Origin of the sequence: Reyranella sp. (assembly GCF_050185545.1) — a bacterium.
In the GTDB taxonomy this organism is placed as follows: Bacteria; Pseudomonadota; Alphaproteobacteria; order Reyranellales; family Reyranellaceae; genus Reyranella.
Window position 1 is genome coordinate 1 of sequence record NZ_JBFWZI010000192.1, and the last position, 13,330, is coordinate 13,330.

Below are 13,330 nucleotides of genomic sequence, written 5' to 3' on the forward strand. Positions count from 1 at the left end.
TGTCGTTTCCGATCCTCAAGATCGGGCTGCAGGCCAGCACGCCGGTGTGGCTGGCCGCCGGCCGGACGACCCTGTCGGCGCTCTCGGCCTTCGTGTTGCTGCTGGCGCTGCGGCGCCTCAGATGGCCGCAGCGCGCCGATTGGCCGATCGTGCTGTCGGTCGGCGCCTTCCAGCTCTCGCTCTATTTCACCTTCGTCAACGTCGGCTTGCAGACCATTCCGCCAGGCCGTTCGGGCGTGCTGAGCTACACCGCGCTCCTATGGCTGGTGCCCCTGTCGCTGCTGGTTGGCGAGCGCGTCGGCTGGCGCGCTCTGCTGGGCGTGCTGCTGGGCTTCGGCGGAATCGTCGTGCTGATGGACCCGACGCGCCTCGACTGGAGCAACCGCGCCGTCATCGAAGGCCATGCCTGGCTGCTGATGGCGGGATTGTCGTGGGCAATCGCCATCCTGCATGCCCGACGTCATCGCTGGCGGGGCACGCCGCTCGACGTACTGCCCTGGCAGATGTCGGTGGCGAGCCTGCTGCTGTGTTCCCTCGCCTTCCTTATCGAGCCTCGCGGCCGTCTCGATCTCTGCAAGCCCGAACTGTGGATCGCGCTGCTTTATGTCGGCTCGTTCGCCGGGCCCATCGGGACCTGGGCCGCCGTCTCGGTCGCCCGCGCCCTGCCGCCGCTCACCGGCTCGCTCGGCATGCTGGGCACGCCGCTGGTCGGCATCGCGGCGTCGGCCGTGCTGGTCGGTGAGACGATCACCACCAGCCTGCTGCTCGGCACGGCGCTGATCATCATCGGCATTGCCATCGTCGTTCTCGACCGCAAGACTTGAGGTAGAGACGGAGGGGTGCAGATGGATTGGGGCAAGATGAGTCGCGCCGAGCGCGACGCGGCCTACAACAACTCGATGGCGGTCAAGAACAGCGCCGAGCTCAACGCCGAGCGGGAGGCGGCCTCGGCCGAGTTCCGCCGCGTCCATCCCTGCCATCTCGACGTGCGGTACGGGCCGCGCGAGCGCAACACCTGGGACCTTTTCCCTGCGGCGGATCCGAACGCGCCCTGCTTCGTCTTCATCCATGGCGGCTACTGGCAGCGCAACAGCAAGGACCTGTTCGCCAACCTGATGGGCGGGGTCCACGCCCATGGCTGGTCGGCCGCCCTGCCCGGCTACACCCTGGCGCCCGACGCCTCGCTCACCGAGATCGTGGGCGAGATCAACGCCGCGCTGGACTGGCTCAGCGACAACGGGCCCGCGCACGGCATCGCCGGCAAGGTGATGCTGTCCGGCTGGTCGGCCGGCGGCCATCTGACGGCGGCCTGCCTCGGCCATCGCCGGGTCAGCAGCGGCCTCGCCATCTCCGGCGTGTACGAGCTCGGGCCGATCCGCGACACCTATCTGAACGAGAAGCTTCAGCTCACCGACGGCGAGATCGAGGCGCTCTCGCCGCTGCGCCAGCCGATGGTCAGGAAGCCGCTGGCCATCACCTATGGCACGGCAGAGCTGCCACCGCTGGTCGGCGACAGCCGCGCGCTGCATGCCAGGCGCGCCGCCGAGCACCTGCCGGGCCCGCTGATCCCGATCGCCGGCGCCAATCATTTCACCATCGTGACGCAGCTGCCCAAGCCCGACAGCGAGCTCGTCCGCCAGCTCCTGCTGCTGGCAGGCTAGGTCGCCTTCTTTAGGTCGGTCCGACTGAAATCGTCACCCTCGCATAAAAGCGGAAGGTCCTGCGCCGTCGCGAGTGCATGGGAAAAGCAGCCGCCGAAGTTCAATCCCGCCTTGGCTCGTCCTCTACCCCATGCCTCGAACGCGTCGATTGCCAACGTCGCCCCCTATGGCAGACCATGCGCCGCGTCGACGGCATGGTACGCCGTTCCTCTGTTGCTGGTCGCCCGAGGCGCGCGACGGCGCTAGAGGCCCGACTGCCGCATCGGCGCGAACATCTGCCCGTACTACCCAGGCGTCAGTCCCGAGTACCGCTTGAAGAGGCGGCGAAAGAAGACCGGATTCTCGTAGCCCACGGCGACTGCGATCTCGTCCGACGGCTCGTCGGTCGTCTCCAGGCGCCGCTTGGCCTCCTCGACGCGCAGATTCCGCGCATAGGCGATGATCGTCGATCCTGTGGTGGCCTTGAAGCGGCGCTTGAGGGTTCGTTCCGCCACGCCGGTCGCCTCGACGACGCCGGCCACCACGTTGGGTTCGCCGAGATGCTGCGCCAGCCACTGCTCGGCTCGCCACAGCGCTTCGAGCAGGCCACCGTGCTGATGCTGGATTTCGTCGATTTCTCCGAGATGGCGGTGGCGCGCGACCCGGCGGCGCTGGTGGCGGAGCTGAACGACATCTTCTCCGGCTTCGATCGCATCGCCGAGATGTTCGACTGCGAGCGCATCAAGACGAACGGCGATTCCTACATGGCGGTTTGCGGCCTGCCGGAGCGCAGCCCCGACCACACCGCCAACATCGCCCATGCCGCCTTGCGCATGCGCGGCTACATCGACCGCCGCAACCGCACCAACAGCAACCAATGGCGCTGCCGGATCGGCCTCGCCAGCGGCGCGGTCGTCGGATCCATCGTCGGCGTCAAGAAGTACGTCTACGACGTCTTCGGGCCGGCGGTGAACCTGGCCGCTCGCCTGGAGAAGGCGGCCGCGCCGATGCAGGTGCTGACCGATGCAACGACCGGGACCCTGCTCGGCCCTGCCTTCGCCTGCCGGCCGCGCGAGACCTGCAGCCTGAAGGGCTTCGGCGAGCTGCGGGTCCATGAGCTGCTCGGGCTCGGCGCGGCCTGAGCAGCGCAGCGACACCGCTGTCGCGACCGGGCGGAGCAGACGACAGTCGACGCGCCGCGTTGACAGTTCGCGAGCCTCTCCCGCATATGCTCGCGGTACAGAATTTGCACGGGACGGTCGATGGCGAACAAGGTCTACAAGGATGCCAGGTCGGCGCTCGAAGGCGTGCTGCAGGACGGCATGATGCTGATGTGCGGCGGCTTCGGCCTGGTCGGCATTCCCGACAAGCTGATCCGCGCGGTGCGCGAGCTGGGCGCGAAGAACCTCATCTGCGTGTCGAACAATGCCGGCATCGACGGCGCCGGGCTCGGCCTGCTGCTCGAAACCGGGCAGGTCAAGAAGATGATCTCGTCCTATGTCGGCGAGAACAAGACCTTCGCCAAGCTCTACCTCGAGGGCAAGCTCGAGCTCGAGTTCAACCCGCAGGGCACCCTGGCCGAGCGCTGCCGCGCCGGCGGTGCCGGCATCCCGGCCTTCTACACCAGGACCGGTGTCGGCACCCTGGTCGCCGAGGGCAAGGAGACCAAGGTCTTCGACGGCGAGGAATACCTGATGGAGCGCGGCCTGTTCGGCGACATTGCGCTCGTCAAGGCATGGAAGGGCGACGCTGCCGGAAACCTCGTCTATCGCAAGGCGGCGCGGAACTTCAATCCGATGATGGCGACGGCGGCGAAGCTGTGCATCGCCGAGGTCGAGGAGCTGGTGCCGGTCGGCGCCATCGATCCCGACCATGTCCACACGCCCGGCATCTTCGTGAAGCGCATCCTGTGCGGCGCGCCCTACGACAAGCAGATCGAGCAGCGCACCATTCGCAAAGCCTGAGCAGATTTGGGCGAGGAGAACACTCACATGGCCTGGACCCGCGATCAGATGGCGGCGCGCGCCGCCAAGGAACTGAAGGACGGCTACTACGTCAATCTCGGGATCGGCATCCCGACCCTGGTGTCGAACTACGTGCCGGAGGATGTCGACATCACGCTGCAAAGCGAGAACGGCATGCTGGGCGTCGGCCCCTTCCCGCTGGACAACGAGGTCGATGCCGACATCATCAATGCCGGCAAGCAGACCGTGACCGAGCTCAAGGGCACGTCCTACTTCTCCTCGGCCGACAGCTTCGCCATGGTGCGCGGCGGCCATATCGACCTCTCCATCCTGGGCGCCATGGAGGTGGCCGAGAACGGCGACCTCGCCAACTGGATGATCCCGGGCAAGATGGTGAAGGGCATGGGCGGCGCCATGGATCTCGTGGCCGGCGTGCGCCGCGTCATCGTCACCATGGAGCACGTCTCCAAGGACGGCGCCTCCAAGCTCCTCAAGGAATGCACCCTGCCGCTGACCGGCCGGCGCGTCGTCGACATGGTGATCTCCGAACTCGGCGTCTTCGCCGTCGACAAGAAGGGCGACGGCGGCGTCACCCTGATCGAGCTGGCCGACGGCGTAACCGTGGACGAGGTCAAGGCCAAGACCAGGGCCAGGCTCACGATCGGCGCCGGCGTGAAGGAAAAGGTCGCCTGACCGTTGGTGACTTTTCGTCGACACCGCTCCAGGTGACACGACCGTGAAGAGAAAGGTCCCTCGCGGCTGGGCGCGCGCTACTGCTGGCGAAGTAAACTCCGCCAAAGTGGCGCGTCTTCTGTACGATCGGCGATGATCGCGCCACTGGAGTGGCGCGCCCATAGGCGCTAACTGTAGCCCGTCCAGCAATGTCCTCATCCTGAGGAGGTCGCGTAGCGACCGTCTCGAAGGATGGGCAACACACGAGGTCGCTGTAACGGCGGTGTCGCAGCACCTGATTTGGCGCCGACCAAAGGGCGAAGGTTCCTTCGCCCTAATCGAGACGCGGCCCTCTGGGCAGCTCCTCAGGGTGAGGTCTTCTGCAAAACTAGCGCCTATGAGTGGAGCGCCCCCAGCCGCGAGGGACCTTCTCCTTGGTGTCAGGCGTCGACGAGATTGAACCGCTTCTCGATGCGGTCGAGCCGCTCGTCCATCCGGTCCATGCGCGCAGCATGTGCCGCCAGATCGACATGGAATTGCGCACGCTTGGTGGCGAGCGGGCTGGGGCGCCGGAAGAACTCGTCCAGCTTTCCTTCCATGCGCTGCATGCTGTCGCGAATATCGAGCAGCAGCGACAATATCTGGTTGTCCGGCTGGCCGGTCATGATACTCAAAATAGGTAGGTGACAGCGTGGGGTCGATCGCTCCACCCCATGGCCGCCGCCTGCCGCGCCCGCTATCCTCGGCGGCCATGTGAGGCCAGCCAGGAGCAAGCACATGACGACGGCGAACGAAGGCCAGGAGCTGACGCGGATCGGGCCCGGCACGCCGATGGGCCAGCTGATGCGGCACTACTGGCTGCCGGCGATGCTGTCGTCGGAGCTCGAGCGCGACGGGCCGCAGGTCCGCCTGATGCTGCTCGGCGAGAAGCTGGTCGCCTTCCGCGACAGCGCCGGCCGGGTCGGCGTGCTCGACCAGCGCTGCCCGCACCGCTGCGCCTCGCTGTTCCTCGGGCGCAACGAGCAGGGCGGGCTGCGCTGCGTCTATCACGGCTGGAAGTTCGACGTCGCCGGCAACTGCCTCGACATGCCGAGCGTGCCCGAGAGCCAGGACTTCAAGCACAAGGTCAAGGCCAAAGCCTATCCGACTGTCGAGCGCGCCGGCCTGGTCTGGGTCTACATGGGCGACCTTGGCGGCGACCTCGCGGGCGAGCGCGCCGCTCCGCCGCCGCTGCCCGGCTTCGAGGTGCTCGACCTGCCGCCCGACGAGATCAACGTCAGCATGATGATGCGAAGTTGCAATTGGCTGCAGGCGCTCGAAGGCGAGATCGACACGGCGCATTTCGGCTACCTGCACGGCGGCCACGTCGACCCGCGCGACGTGCCGGAGACCGATCCGTTCTACTTCACCATCACCAACCGGGCGCCCCAGTACCACGTCGCCGACGCGCCGTGGGGCACGCAGTATGCCGGCTACCGTGGCGCCGGGCCGGACACGACCTACTGGCGCTTCGCCAACTTTCTCTTTCCCTGCTGGTCGCAGGCGCCCAACGGCGAGTTCGCGAGCCACATGCATGCCCGCGCCTGGGTGCCGATCGACGACGGTCACACCATGTTCGTCTTCATCTGGTGGAAGAAGGCCAGGTCGGCGCAGGCGCTGCCGCAGCCCCGCTTCAAGGATGGCACGCCGATCGGCGGCACCGGCCGCGGCGGCATCAAGATGCTGCCCAACACCACCGACTGGCTGGGCCGCTGGCGCATGGCGATGAACGAGGACAACGACTGGGGCCTCGATCGCGAGGCCCAGCGCAGCAACCGGATCTACAGCGGCATCGACGGCATCCATCTGCAGGACCAGGCGATCACCGAGAGCATGGGGCCGATCACCGACTTCGCCTGGGAGCATCTGGCGCCGTCCGACCAGATGATCACCCGAACGCGCCGCCGACTGCTACTGGCCGCGCGCGCCTTGCGCGACAATGGCACCCCGCCGCCCGGCGCCGGCCAGCCGGAGGTCTATCGCGGCGCGCGCAGCGGCTACTTCCTGAGCCAGGACCAGAGCGCCTGGCACGAGGTCTATGCAAGGACGCTGGCGCAAGCGGTTCATCCGTAGTCTCGCTGGACCGCGGGGAACGCGGATTTGCCATTTTGTCCGTTCCCAACCGGAGCCGAGCATAGCGAGGCGCAGTCGAGGGACCTTTCTTGCTGAGGCTGCAAGAAGAAAGGTCCCTCCACTACGCCTCGCTATGCTCGGCTTCGGTCGGGATGACGGATTTATTGTCATGTGCGAATGCCCTGACGCTGGACCGCGGGCGTCCCGCCCGCTCAAGATGGCGACGAGCGGGCGGGCCCCTTCGGCAGGCTCAAGGCGAGCAGCTCGCTGGTTAGAGGAGAATGAGGGCCGACAATGCGCAAGACCTGGATCGAGGTGGCGCTGAACGGCGGCTGGAGCCGGCGCCATCAGCCGGGCGTTCCCGTCGAGGTCGAGGCGATCGTCGCCGAGGGCATCGCCTGCGCGCGCGCCGGCGCCGCCATCATCCACACCCACGCCTATCTGCCCGACGGCACGCAGACCTTCGACTGGCAAGTCTATGCCCGCATCATCGAGGGCATCCGCGCCGAGGTCGACGTGCCGGTCTACCCGTCCTACCCGATGACGCAGGGCATCGACGTCGCCGGCGAGACCGCGCCGCGCTTCGCCCATGTCGAGGCGCTGGCCGCGCGCGGCCTGCTCGACTTCGCGGTGATCGACCCGGGCAGCGTCAACTTCACCACGGTGACGACCACGGCGACGACGAAGCCCGCCCACACCTATCTCAATCCCGAGGCCCACATCCGCCACGCGCTCGACTTCGCCCGGCGCCACGGCTTCCATCCCGCCTTCGCCATCTACGAGCCGGGCTTCACCCGCGCCGGCGCTGCACTCGCCCGCGCCGCCGGCGTCAAGCCGCCGCTCTACCGCTTCATGTTCTCCGAGAGGCTCGCCTTCGGTTTCCCGCCGCGGCCCTGGGCGCTCGCCGCCCATCTCGCGCTGCTCGCCGAGGAAGCGCCCGGCGTGCCCTGGATGGTCGCCGGCCTCACCGTCGACGTGCGGCCGCTGATCGGCGAGGCGGTGGCGCAGGGGGGCCATGTCCGCGTCGGCCTCGAGGACGCGCCGCTCGGCAGCGCCGTGAGCAACGTCGCCTGGGTCGAGGACGCCGTCCGCCTCGTCCGCCAGCACGGCGGCGAGCCGGCCACGGCGGCCGAGGTGAGGGCGGAGCTGAAGGCGCTGGCGGCGGGCTAGAGTCTTCGTTGGGGAGCGCGCCACTCCGATGGCGCTCATGCTCTTCCGGACCGCGGGCATCTTGCCTGCACGAAGCACGATCATGAGCGGGCAAGATGCCCGCGGTCCGGACATGAGCGCCATCGGAGTGGCGCGCGCCCAGCGATGAGTCCGCCCGCCCTCCGAAACGGCACCATCGCCGCCTCGCCAGCAATCCGCTAAAGGCCGGGCGATGTCGTCTGCGTTTCCGCGCCAGGGGCTGGTGATCGTCGCCGTGATGGCGATCACCTACGTCGCCAGCCATTTCTTCCGGGCGTCCAACGTCACGATCGGGCTCGACCTGATGCGCGACCTGCAGATCGGCCCGGGCGCGCTGGGCGCGCTGACCGGCGCCTTCTTCTTCGGCTTCTCGGCCATGCAGATCCCGTGCGGCTTCTTCTTCGACCGCTTCGGGCCGCGTCTCACGGTGACGGCGATGCTGCTGGTGGCGCTCGTCGGCACGACGCTGTTCGTGCTGGCGCCCGACTGGCCGCTGTTGCTCAGCGGCCGCGTGCTGATGGGCGCGGGTTTCGGCGTCATGCTGATCGGCAGCATGGTGCTGATCTCGCGCTGGTTCCCGCCCGACCGCTTCTCGACACTCTCCTCGCTGGTCCTGTCGATCGGCCTGATCGGCAACCTGCTGGCGACGACGCCGCTCGCCTGGGCAACGGAGCAGGTCGGCTGGCGGCCGCTGTTCGGCATGGTGCTGGCTTTCACCGCGATCGCCACGCTCGCGGTGTGGCTGGTCGTGCGCGATGCGCCGCCCGACCATCCCTTCCTCGCCCGCAAGACCGAGTCGGTCACCGAGATGGTGCGCGGCCTCGGCGAGGTCCTGCGCAACCCGCAGCTCGTCTTCATTCTGGCGCTGAATTTCTGCAACTACGCCTGCACCTTCACGGTGCAGGGCCTGTGGGGCGGGCCGTTCCTGCGCGAGGTGCACGGCTTCTCGCCCATCGCATCGGGCAACGTGCTGCTCTCCGCCGTGGTCGCCTACCAGGTCGGCATGCTGGTGTTCGGCCCGCTCGACCGCCGGCTCGACACGCGCAAATGGATCGCCTTCGGCGGCACGCTGATGATCGTCGCCATCCTGACCGGGCTCGCGCTGTGGGGCCGGGCGCCGGCGTGGGCGGCCGCCGGCGGGATCGTCGCCATCGGCTTCGTCAGCGCGTCGAGCACCATGATCATGACGCACGGCCGCGGCATCTTCCCCGACCGGCTGATCGGCCGCGGCATGGCGACCATGAACACCAGCGTCATGCTGGGCGTCGCCTGCATGCAGAGCCTGTCGGGCGTCATCCTGGGCGCCTTCGCGCCGCTCGCCGACGGGGCGCGATCCGAGACAGCCTACCGCACGCTGTTCGGCGTCATGGCGGTGGTGCTGGCGCTGGCGCTCGCAATCTACGCCCGCTCGAAGGACGTGAAGCCGAGCGACGAGCTCAAGGCGAGATTCCGGGAGTTGCGCTGATCGCCTGCTCTCTTGCGGGCGCTGCCGCCCCAGCGAAGCTCCGCGGGCTGCGATGATCGCTTGCGGCGGTCGCCTCCGTGTCCGCGGAATTCCGCGCGCTCGGCTGACTGGCGGCGGCGGTCGCTGCCGCACAGGCGAAATTCCGCGAGCTGGGTCGACCGCGCGGCGATCAACGCCGACCGCCTTGCGGCGGTCGCCGCCGCGTGAAAGCATTTGCCGACGCCCAGCTGTCATCCCGAGCGCAGGGCGGGACCTGTGTCGACGCACCAAGGATCCCTCGCTGCGCTCGGGATGACGACTGTATCGCAACCACGACCGACCGGAGGAAGCGCCATGGATGTCGGCATGATGATGATCTTCGCCAGCTACGGCTGGGAGGGCTGCTCCGACCAGCGCGTGTGGGACGAGGAGTTCCGCCTCGCCCGGCTCGCCGCCGACTCGGGCTTCGACTGCCTGTGGTCGGCCGAGCATCACTTCAACGACTACTCCTTCGTGCCCGACAACCTCGCGCTGATGACGCACCTCACCGCGCTGTGCCCGAACATCGACGTCGGCACGGCCGCAGTCATCATCCCGTGGCACGATCCGCTGCGCGTCGCCGAGAACGCCGCCGTGCTCGACATGCTGAGCAAGGGCCGCCTGCGGCTCGGCCTGGGCCGCGGCCTGGCGCGGCGCGAGTTCGCCGCTTTCCGCATGAACATGGACGAATCGCGCGGCCGCTTCGACGAGGCGGCGCCGATGATCGTCGAGGCGCTGCGCACCGGCTTCATGGAAGGCGACGGCAAGTACTACAGGCAGCCGCGCATCGAGATCAGGCCGCGGCCGATGCATTCCTTCGACGGCCGGATCTACGCCGTGGCGTCGAGCGAGGATTCGATTGATTCGGCGGCCAAGCTCGGTGCCCATATCGTGATGTTCGCCGACCGGCCGTGGGAGATGCGCGTGCCGATGATCGAGCGCGGCCGCGAGCTGCACCGCAAGTACCACGGCGGCGAGCCGCCGACGATCATGCTCACCGAGTTCTGCATCTGCGGCACCGATCTCGCCGCCACCGAGGACGAGGCGCGGCGCTACCAGGGCAAGTTCGTCGAGAGCAACTTCCATCACTACGAGTTCCTCGGCGAGCACTTCAAGAACGTGAAGGGCTACGACGCCTACCAGCAGAAGGCCGAGCTGGCGCGCAAGGCGGGCGGCCTCGAGGGCGCCGTCACCGGCTTCATGCAGGCGGCGAGCTGGGGCACGCCGGACAAGATCCTGCGCGGGCTCGAGGCGCGGCGGAAACTGGTCGGCGACTTCGAGCTCAACGTCGCCTTCCGCTTCGGCGGCACGCCCTTCGAGGTCGCCGAGCGCGGCTTGAAGCTGTTCGCCAAGGAAGTGCTGCCGGTGGTCAAGAGCTGGGGCCCGGCCAAGGTCGCGCAGGCGGCGTAGCCGCCCGGAGTCTTGCGGACCGCGAGCGTCCCGCTCGCTCATGAATCTCGAGCGGGCGAGACGCCCGCGGTCCGGAAGACGATGACGCCTGCAATCTCAACCCTTGTCGTGGCGGATGATGCTGATGTGGCCGTCCGCCTCCAGGTACGCCGCCTTGACCTCGGCGGCGTCCTCGATGCCTTCCTCGCGCAGCTGCGCCCTCAGCTCCCCCCGGGTGACGAACTCGCGGCGCATGTTGCGGGGCAGGAAGCGGCCGTTGTCGATGAGCTTGAGCTTGGGCTCGCGGATCAGCCGCTCGACGGCGGGAAACCTGAACTGCGCCCATTCGATGGCGTAGCTCCACAGCAGCACTGTGCCGACCAGGATGGCGCCTTCGGAGACCGACTCCGCCTTGGCCGCCATGGCATTGCCCGAGACCTCGGCCAGCAGCACGATGACCAGCACGTCCGACGTGCCGATGTCGCCGACCTGGCGGCGCAGCACGAGCCGCAGCAGCACGAAGATCACCAGATACATGATGGTGCCGCGCAGGAACAGATCGAGCAGGGAGTGCTGCGGCACCAGCATCGACTGCCAGTCGACCGACCATACCTCGTTCATTCACGCCTCGCGTCAATCGCGCCGTGCGTCATCGCTTCGTGCGTCATCGCTTCGCGCGTCCAACGGCCGGACGATGCGGGCGTTGCATCGGCTGGAAAAAACGCGCCGATCGAGGGGCATCGTGCGAAGATTTTGCAAGCCTGATTTTTGCGTCATTTGCGTCTTTGCGTCAGTGCCCCTTTGGAATCAAGCGCTTGCGACTGACGCAAGAGCAGATGCCGATCCCGGTTTTGCGTCAGCCCGGCGTTTTGCGTCAGCCGGGTGCGCGGTGGCGGCGTCGCTCGCCGGGCGCGCGGCGACGGCATCGCTCGCCGGCGCGGCGAACTTCCCGCTCACCGCCATGGCGCTGGCATCGACGCGGCCGAATGCGGCCTCGGCCATGACCTCGCGCTTGCGCATGATCCATCCTCCTTGATGCTGCGCCGTCGCCGGCAACAGGGCGTCGCCGGCCTTCGCCAAGGCTAGGCGAGATTTACGCGACGTCAACCCGGCCCAGCCGAGCATCGGCAGGAAGCACCCCGATCCGGTCCCCGTACGTCCGATGGAGGTGCGGCAATGGAGACGATCACGGGTGCGGGCCCCACGGCGCGGCGGTCAGCAGCTTGACCTCCTGGGACACCAGCAGCTGTCGGAACTTCGGGGCGAAGCCTTCGATGAAATCCTTGTTGGCGTAGACAGAGGCCCAATGGGCGCGGCGGCCGGCATCGTCGGCGAACTTCCAGAGATGCACGATCTGGTTGATCATGCCGGTATCGGCCTGGAAGTAGCCGACCAGGTTCTTGTCGTGGCCGCCCTTGTGCAGCGCCGGGAAGCCCAGCTCCTGGTAGAGCTTCACCGCCTCGGCCATCTTGCCGACGTGGAGCGTGTAGGTGCGCAACTCGTAGAGTGCCATAGCGATATGCTCCGGGTGTTGAAGCGAATACTGGAGCGTGTGCGACCATCATTGTCCTCCCCAGCGAAGCTGGGGAGGAGATCACAGCCCGATCCGTTTCCTGAACGCCTCGTCGCGCAGGGCGACATCCTGGCCGATCAGGTCGTCGGCCGCCGCGCCGTCGCAGAGATAGACAAGGCCGCGCACGGCGTGCTCGACCGGCGTCAGATTCTCGCGCGGGATCTGGCTGATCATGTTGACGCCCGAGGCGCGGATCTTGACCTGCATGTCGGTGTCGATGGTGCCAGGAGAGAAGCCGAAGACGCGGAGGCCGCGGTCCGGCGTCTCAAGCACGATAGCCCGCGTCATCATCGCGAGCCCCGCCTTGCCGGAGCAGTAGGCGCTCCAGCCCTCGAGCGGCCGGTAGGCCGCGCCCGAGGAGACGTTGACGATGGTGCCGCCGCCCGCCTCGACCATGCCGGGCAGCACGGCGCGCACGGCATTGTAGGCGCCGATCAGGTTGATGCGGATGCTGTCGGCCCACGCCGCCGGGTCGGACGACACCAGCTCGGCGATCGGCTCGATGACGCCCGCGTTGTTGACCAGGATATCGAGCCGGCCGAAGCGCTGGCGCGCCGCCGACACCGCGCGCTCCACGCCTGCGTAGTCGGCGACGTCGCAGCCCATCGCCTCAGCGCGCCCGCCCGCGCCGGCGATCTCGCGCGCCACCGCGGCCGAGGCCTCGCCGCTCCTCGACACCAGCATCACGCCGGCACCCGCCTTGGCCAGCGCCCGCGCCACGCCCTCGCCCAGGCCGCGGCTCGCCCCGGTGACCAGCGCGACTTTCCCCTGCAGACTCGTCATGATCTCCCCCTCGCGTGAGACGCGACCTTACACCCTGAACGGGAGCAAGCCAGATGAGTCGTCTGTTCGGCGAAATGCGCCAGGTCGGGATCGTGGTCCGCGACATCGAGGCCGCCATGAAGCACTGGGTCGAGGTGTGCGGCGTCGGGCCGTGGTTCTACACCGACAGGCTCGCCGTCACCCAGTTCAGCTACCGCGGCCAGCGCCACGACGACGTCTACGTCTCGATCGCGCTCGCCAATTCGGGCGAGGTCCAGCTCGAGCTGATCCAGCAGCGCTGCCAGACGCCCACCATGTACCGCGACTTCCTGGCCGCCGGCCGCGAGGGCATGCAGCACTGGTCGAGCTGGCCGGTCGACTACGACGACATCCTGAAGCGCGCTCTCGCGAAGGGCTACACGATCGGCCAGGAGGGCGACAGCGTGCGCGGCCGCTTCGTCTATCTCTGGCAGGAGGGCCATCCCGGCACGGTGATCGAGATGGCCCACATGACCGACGCGCGCCGCCGCATCTTCGACGGCGTGCG

At 68.0% G+C, this 13,330-nt stretch carries 16 protein-coding genes; 10 read left to right on the forward strand and 6 right to left on the reverse strand.

Translation table 11 applies throughout. From position 1 onward, the window contains the following. Together AB7O82_RS31685 and AB7O82_RS31690 are read left to right on the forward strand one after the other, a co-directional pair. On the forward strand, positions 1 to 824 hold an 824-nt coding region (locus AB7O82_RS31685; protein WP_428621111.1), incomplete at its 5' end, for a DMT family transporter. Positions 825 to 845: 21 nt separating this feature from the next. Then, positions 846 to 1,661, forward strand: coding sequence for an alpha/beta hydrolase (locus AB7O82_RS31690; protein WP_428549110.1), 816 nt, complete (start codon positions 846 to 848; stop codon positions 1,659 to 1,661). A 284-nt stretch (positions 1,662 to 1,945) separates the two neighbouring features. Here AB7O82_RS31690 and AB7O82_RS31695 read toward each other — a convergent pair whose 3' ends face one another. Further along, a complete protein-coding gene (locus AB7O82_RS31695) occupies positions 1,946 to 2,182 on the reverse strand; it encodes a helix-turn-helix domain-containing protein (RefSeq protein WP_428621113.1) in 237 nt (78 codons plus the stop codon). 18 nt (positions 2,183 to 2,200) lie between these two features. Here AB7O82_RS31695 and AB7O82_RS31700 point away from each other — a divergent pair, with 18 nt between their 5' ends. From AB7O82_RS31700 to AB7O82_RS31710, 3 genes are all read left to right on the forward strand, one after another. Next, on the forward strand, positions 2,201 to 2,782 hold the full coding sequence (locus AB7O82_RS31700) for an adenylate/guanylate cyclase domain-containing protein (RefSeq protein ID WP_428621114.1): 582 nt from the start codon (positions 2,201 to 2,203) through the stop codon (positions 2,780 to 2,782). A gap of 120 nt (positions 2,783 to 2,902) precedes the next feature. Beyond that, entirely contained in the window at positions 2,903 to 3,604 is a 702-nt protein-coding gene (locus AB7O82_RS31705; protein ID WP_428549116.1) for a CoA transferase subunit A, read from the forward strand. 27 nt (positions 3,605 to 3,631) lie between these two features. Beyond that, on the forward strand, positions 3,632 to 4,297 hold the full coding sequence (locus AB7O82_RS31710) for a CoA transferase subunit B (protein ID WP_428549118.1): 666 nt from the start codon (positions 3,632 to 3,634) through the stop codon (positions 4,295 to 4,297). A 419-nt stretch (positions 4,298 to 4,716) separates the two neighbouring features. Here the strand turns inward: AB7O82_RS31710 and AB7O82_RS31715 are convergent, their stop codons facing one another. Continuing rightward, positions 4,717 to 4,941 (reverse strand): hypothetical protein, encoded by a 225-nt coding sequence (locus AB7O82_RS31715; RefSeq protein ID WP_428621116.1) that lies wholly within the window; start codon positions 4,939 to 4,941, stop codon positions 4,717 to 4,719. A gap of 112 nt (positions 4,942 to 5,053) precedes the next feature. Between AB7O82_RS31715 and AB7O82_RS31720 the strand changes: the two genes are divergently transcribed. The 4 genes from AB7O82_RS31720 (at position 5,054) to AB7O82_RS31735 (ending at position 10,469) form a co-directional block, all read left to right on the forward strand. Continuing rightward, positions 5,054 to 6,388: a Rieske 2Fe-2S domain-containing protein gene (locus tag AB7O82_RS31720; protein WP_428621118.1), complete on the forward strand. Its 1,335-nt coding sequence runs from the start codon at positions 5,054 to 5,056 to the stop codon at positions 6,386 to 6,388. A gap of 294 nt (positions 6,389 to 6,682) precedes the next feature. Continuing rightward, positions 6,683 to 7,558 carry a 3-keto-5-aminohexanoate cleavage protein gene (locus tag AB7O82_RS31725; RefSeq protein WP_428549124.1) on the forward strand — a complete coding sequence of 292 codons (876 nt, stop codon included), beginning with the start codon at positions 6,683 to 6,685 and terminating at the stop codon, positions 7,556 to 7,558. Between the two features lie 211 nt (positions 7,559 to 7,769). Next, the gene (locus AB7O82_RS31730; protein ID WP_428549126.1) at positions 7,770 to 9,041 is read left to right on the forward strand and encodes an MFS transporter; all 1,272 of its coding nucleotides are present in this window, start codon (positions 7,770 to 7,772) and stop codon (positions 9,039 to 9,041) included. 333 nt (positions 9,042 to 9,374) lie between these two features. Beyond that, positions 9,375 to 10,469, forward strand: a complete 1,095-nt coding sequence (locus AB7O82_RS31735; protein ID WP_428549128.1) for an LLM class flavin-dependent oxidoreductase — start codon at positions 9,375 to 9,377, stop codon at positions 10,467 to 10,469. Between the two features lie 96 nt (positions 10,470 to 10,565). On the opposite strand, the gene AB7O82_RS31740 is transcribed toward AB7O82_RS31735, so the two are convergent. The 4 genes from AB7O82_RS31740 to AB7O82_RS31755 all read right to left on the reverse strand — a co-directional run bounded on the left by AB7O82_RS31740 (position 10,566) and on the right by AB7O82_RS31755 (position 12,804). Next, complete coding sequence (locus AB7O82_RS31740; RefSeq protein WP_428549130.1) at positions 10,566 to 11,069, reverse strand: DUF421 domain-containing protein; 504 nt, start codon at positions 11,067 to 11,069, stop codon at positions 10,566 to 10,568. A gap of 186 nt (positions 11,070 to 11,255) precedes the next feature. Then, positions 11,256 to 11,468, reverse strand: coding sequence for a hypothetical protein (locus AB7O82_RS31745; protein WP_428549132.1), 213 nt, complete (start codon positions 11,466 to 11,468; stop codon positions 11,256 to 11,258). A gap of 166 nt (positions 11,469 to 11,634) precedes the next feature. Beyond that, positions 11,635 to 11,961, reverse strand: a complete 327-nt coding sequence (locus AB7O82_RS31750) for an NIPSNAP family protein (RefSeq protein WP_428621120.1) — start codon at positions 11,959 to 11,961, stop codon at positions 11,635 to 11,637. A gap of 81 nt (positions 11,962 to 12,042) precedes the next feature. Further along, the gene (locus AB7O82_RS31755; protein WP_428549138.1) at positions 12,043 to 12,804 is read right to left on the reverse strand and encodes an SDR family NAD(P)-dependent oxidoreductase; all 762 of its coding nucleotides are present in this window, start codon (positions 12,802 to 12,804) and stop codon (positions 12,043 to 12,045) included. 53 nt (positions 12,805 to 12,857) lie between these two features. On the opposite strand from AB7O82_RS31755, the gene AB7O82_RS31760 reads away from it, so the two are divergent. Then, positions 12,858 to 13,330: VOC family protein (locus AB7O82_RS31760; protein WP_428549140.1), on the forward strand; the 473-nt coding region annotated here is incomplete at its 3' end.

What these genes read in the sequence shown, in the direction of transcription:
- AB7O82_RS31690 (WP_428549110.1), top strand. Translation starts at nt 846, where the DNA reads ATGGATTGGGGCAAGATGAGTCGCGCCGAGCGCGACGCGGCCTACAAC.
- AB7O82_RS31700 (WP_428621114.1), top strand. Translation starts at nt 2,201, where the DNA reads ATGCTGCGCCAGCCACTGCTCGGCTCGCCACAGCGCTTCGAGCAGGCC.
- AB7O82_RS31705 (WP_428549116.1), top strand. Translation starts at nt 2,903, where the DNA reads ATGGCGAACAAGGTCTACAAGGATGCCAGGTCGGCGCTCGAAGGCGTG.
- AB7O82_RS31710 (WP_428549118.1), top strand. Translation starts at nt 3,632, where the DNA reads ATGGCCTGGACCCGCGATCAGATGGCGGCGCGCGCCGCCAAGGAACTG.
- AB7O82_RS31715 (WP_428621116.1), bottom strand. Translation starts at nt 4,941, where the DNA reads ATGACCGGCCAGCCGGACAACCAGATATTGTCGCTGCTGCTCGATATT.
- AB7O82_RS31720 (WP_428621118.1), top strand. Translation starts at nt 5,054, where the DNA reads ATGACGACGGCGAACGAAGGCCAGGAGCTGACGCGGATCGGGCCCGGC.
- AB7O82_RS31725 (WP_428549124.1), top strand. Translation starts at nt 6,683, where the DNA reads ATGCGCAAGACCTGGATCGAGGTGGCGCTGAACGGCGGCTGGAGCCGG.
- AB7O82_RS31730 (WP_428549126.1), top strand. Translation starts at nt 7,770, where the DNA reads ATGTCGTCTGCGTTTCCGCGCCAGGGGCTGGTGATCGTCGCCGTGATG.
- AB7O82_RS31735 (WP_428549128.1), top strand. Translation starts at nt 9,375, where the DNA reads ATGGATGTCGGCATGATGATGATCTTCGCCAGCTACGGCTGGGAGGGC.
- AB7O82_RS31740 (WP_428549130.1), bottom strand. Translation starts at nt 11,069, where the DNA reads ATGAACGAGGTATGGTCGGTCGACTGGCAGTCGATGCTGGTGCCGCAG.
- AB7O82_RS31745 (WP_428549132.1), bottom strand. Translation starts at nt 11,468, where the DNA reads ATGCGCAAGCGCGAGGTCATGGCCGAGGCCGCATTCGGCCGCGTCGAT.
- AB7O82_RS31750 (WP_428621120.1), bottom strand. Translation starts at nt 11,961, where the DNA reads ATGGCACTCTACGAGTTGCGCACCTACACGCTCCACGTCGGCAAGATG.
- AB7O82_RS31755 (WP_428549138.1), bottom strand. Translation starts at nt 12,804, where the DNA reads ATGACGAGTCTGCAGGGGAAAGTCGCGCTGGTCACCGGGGCGAGCCGC.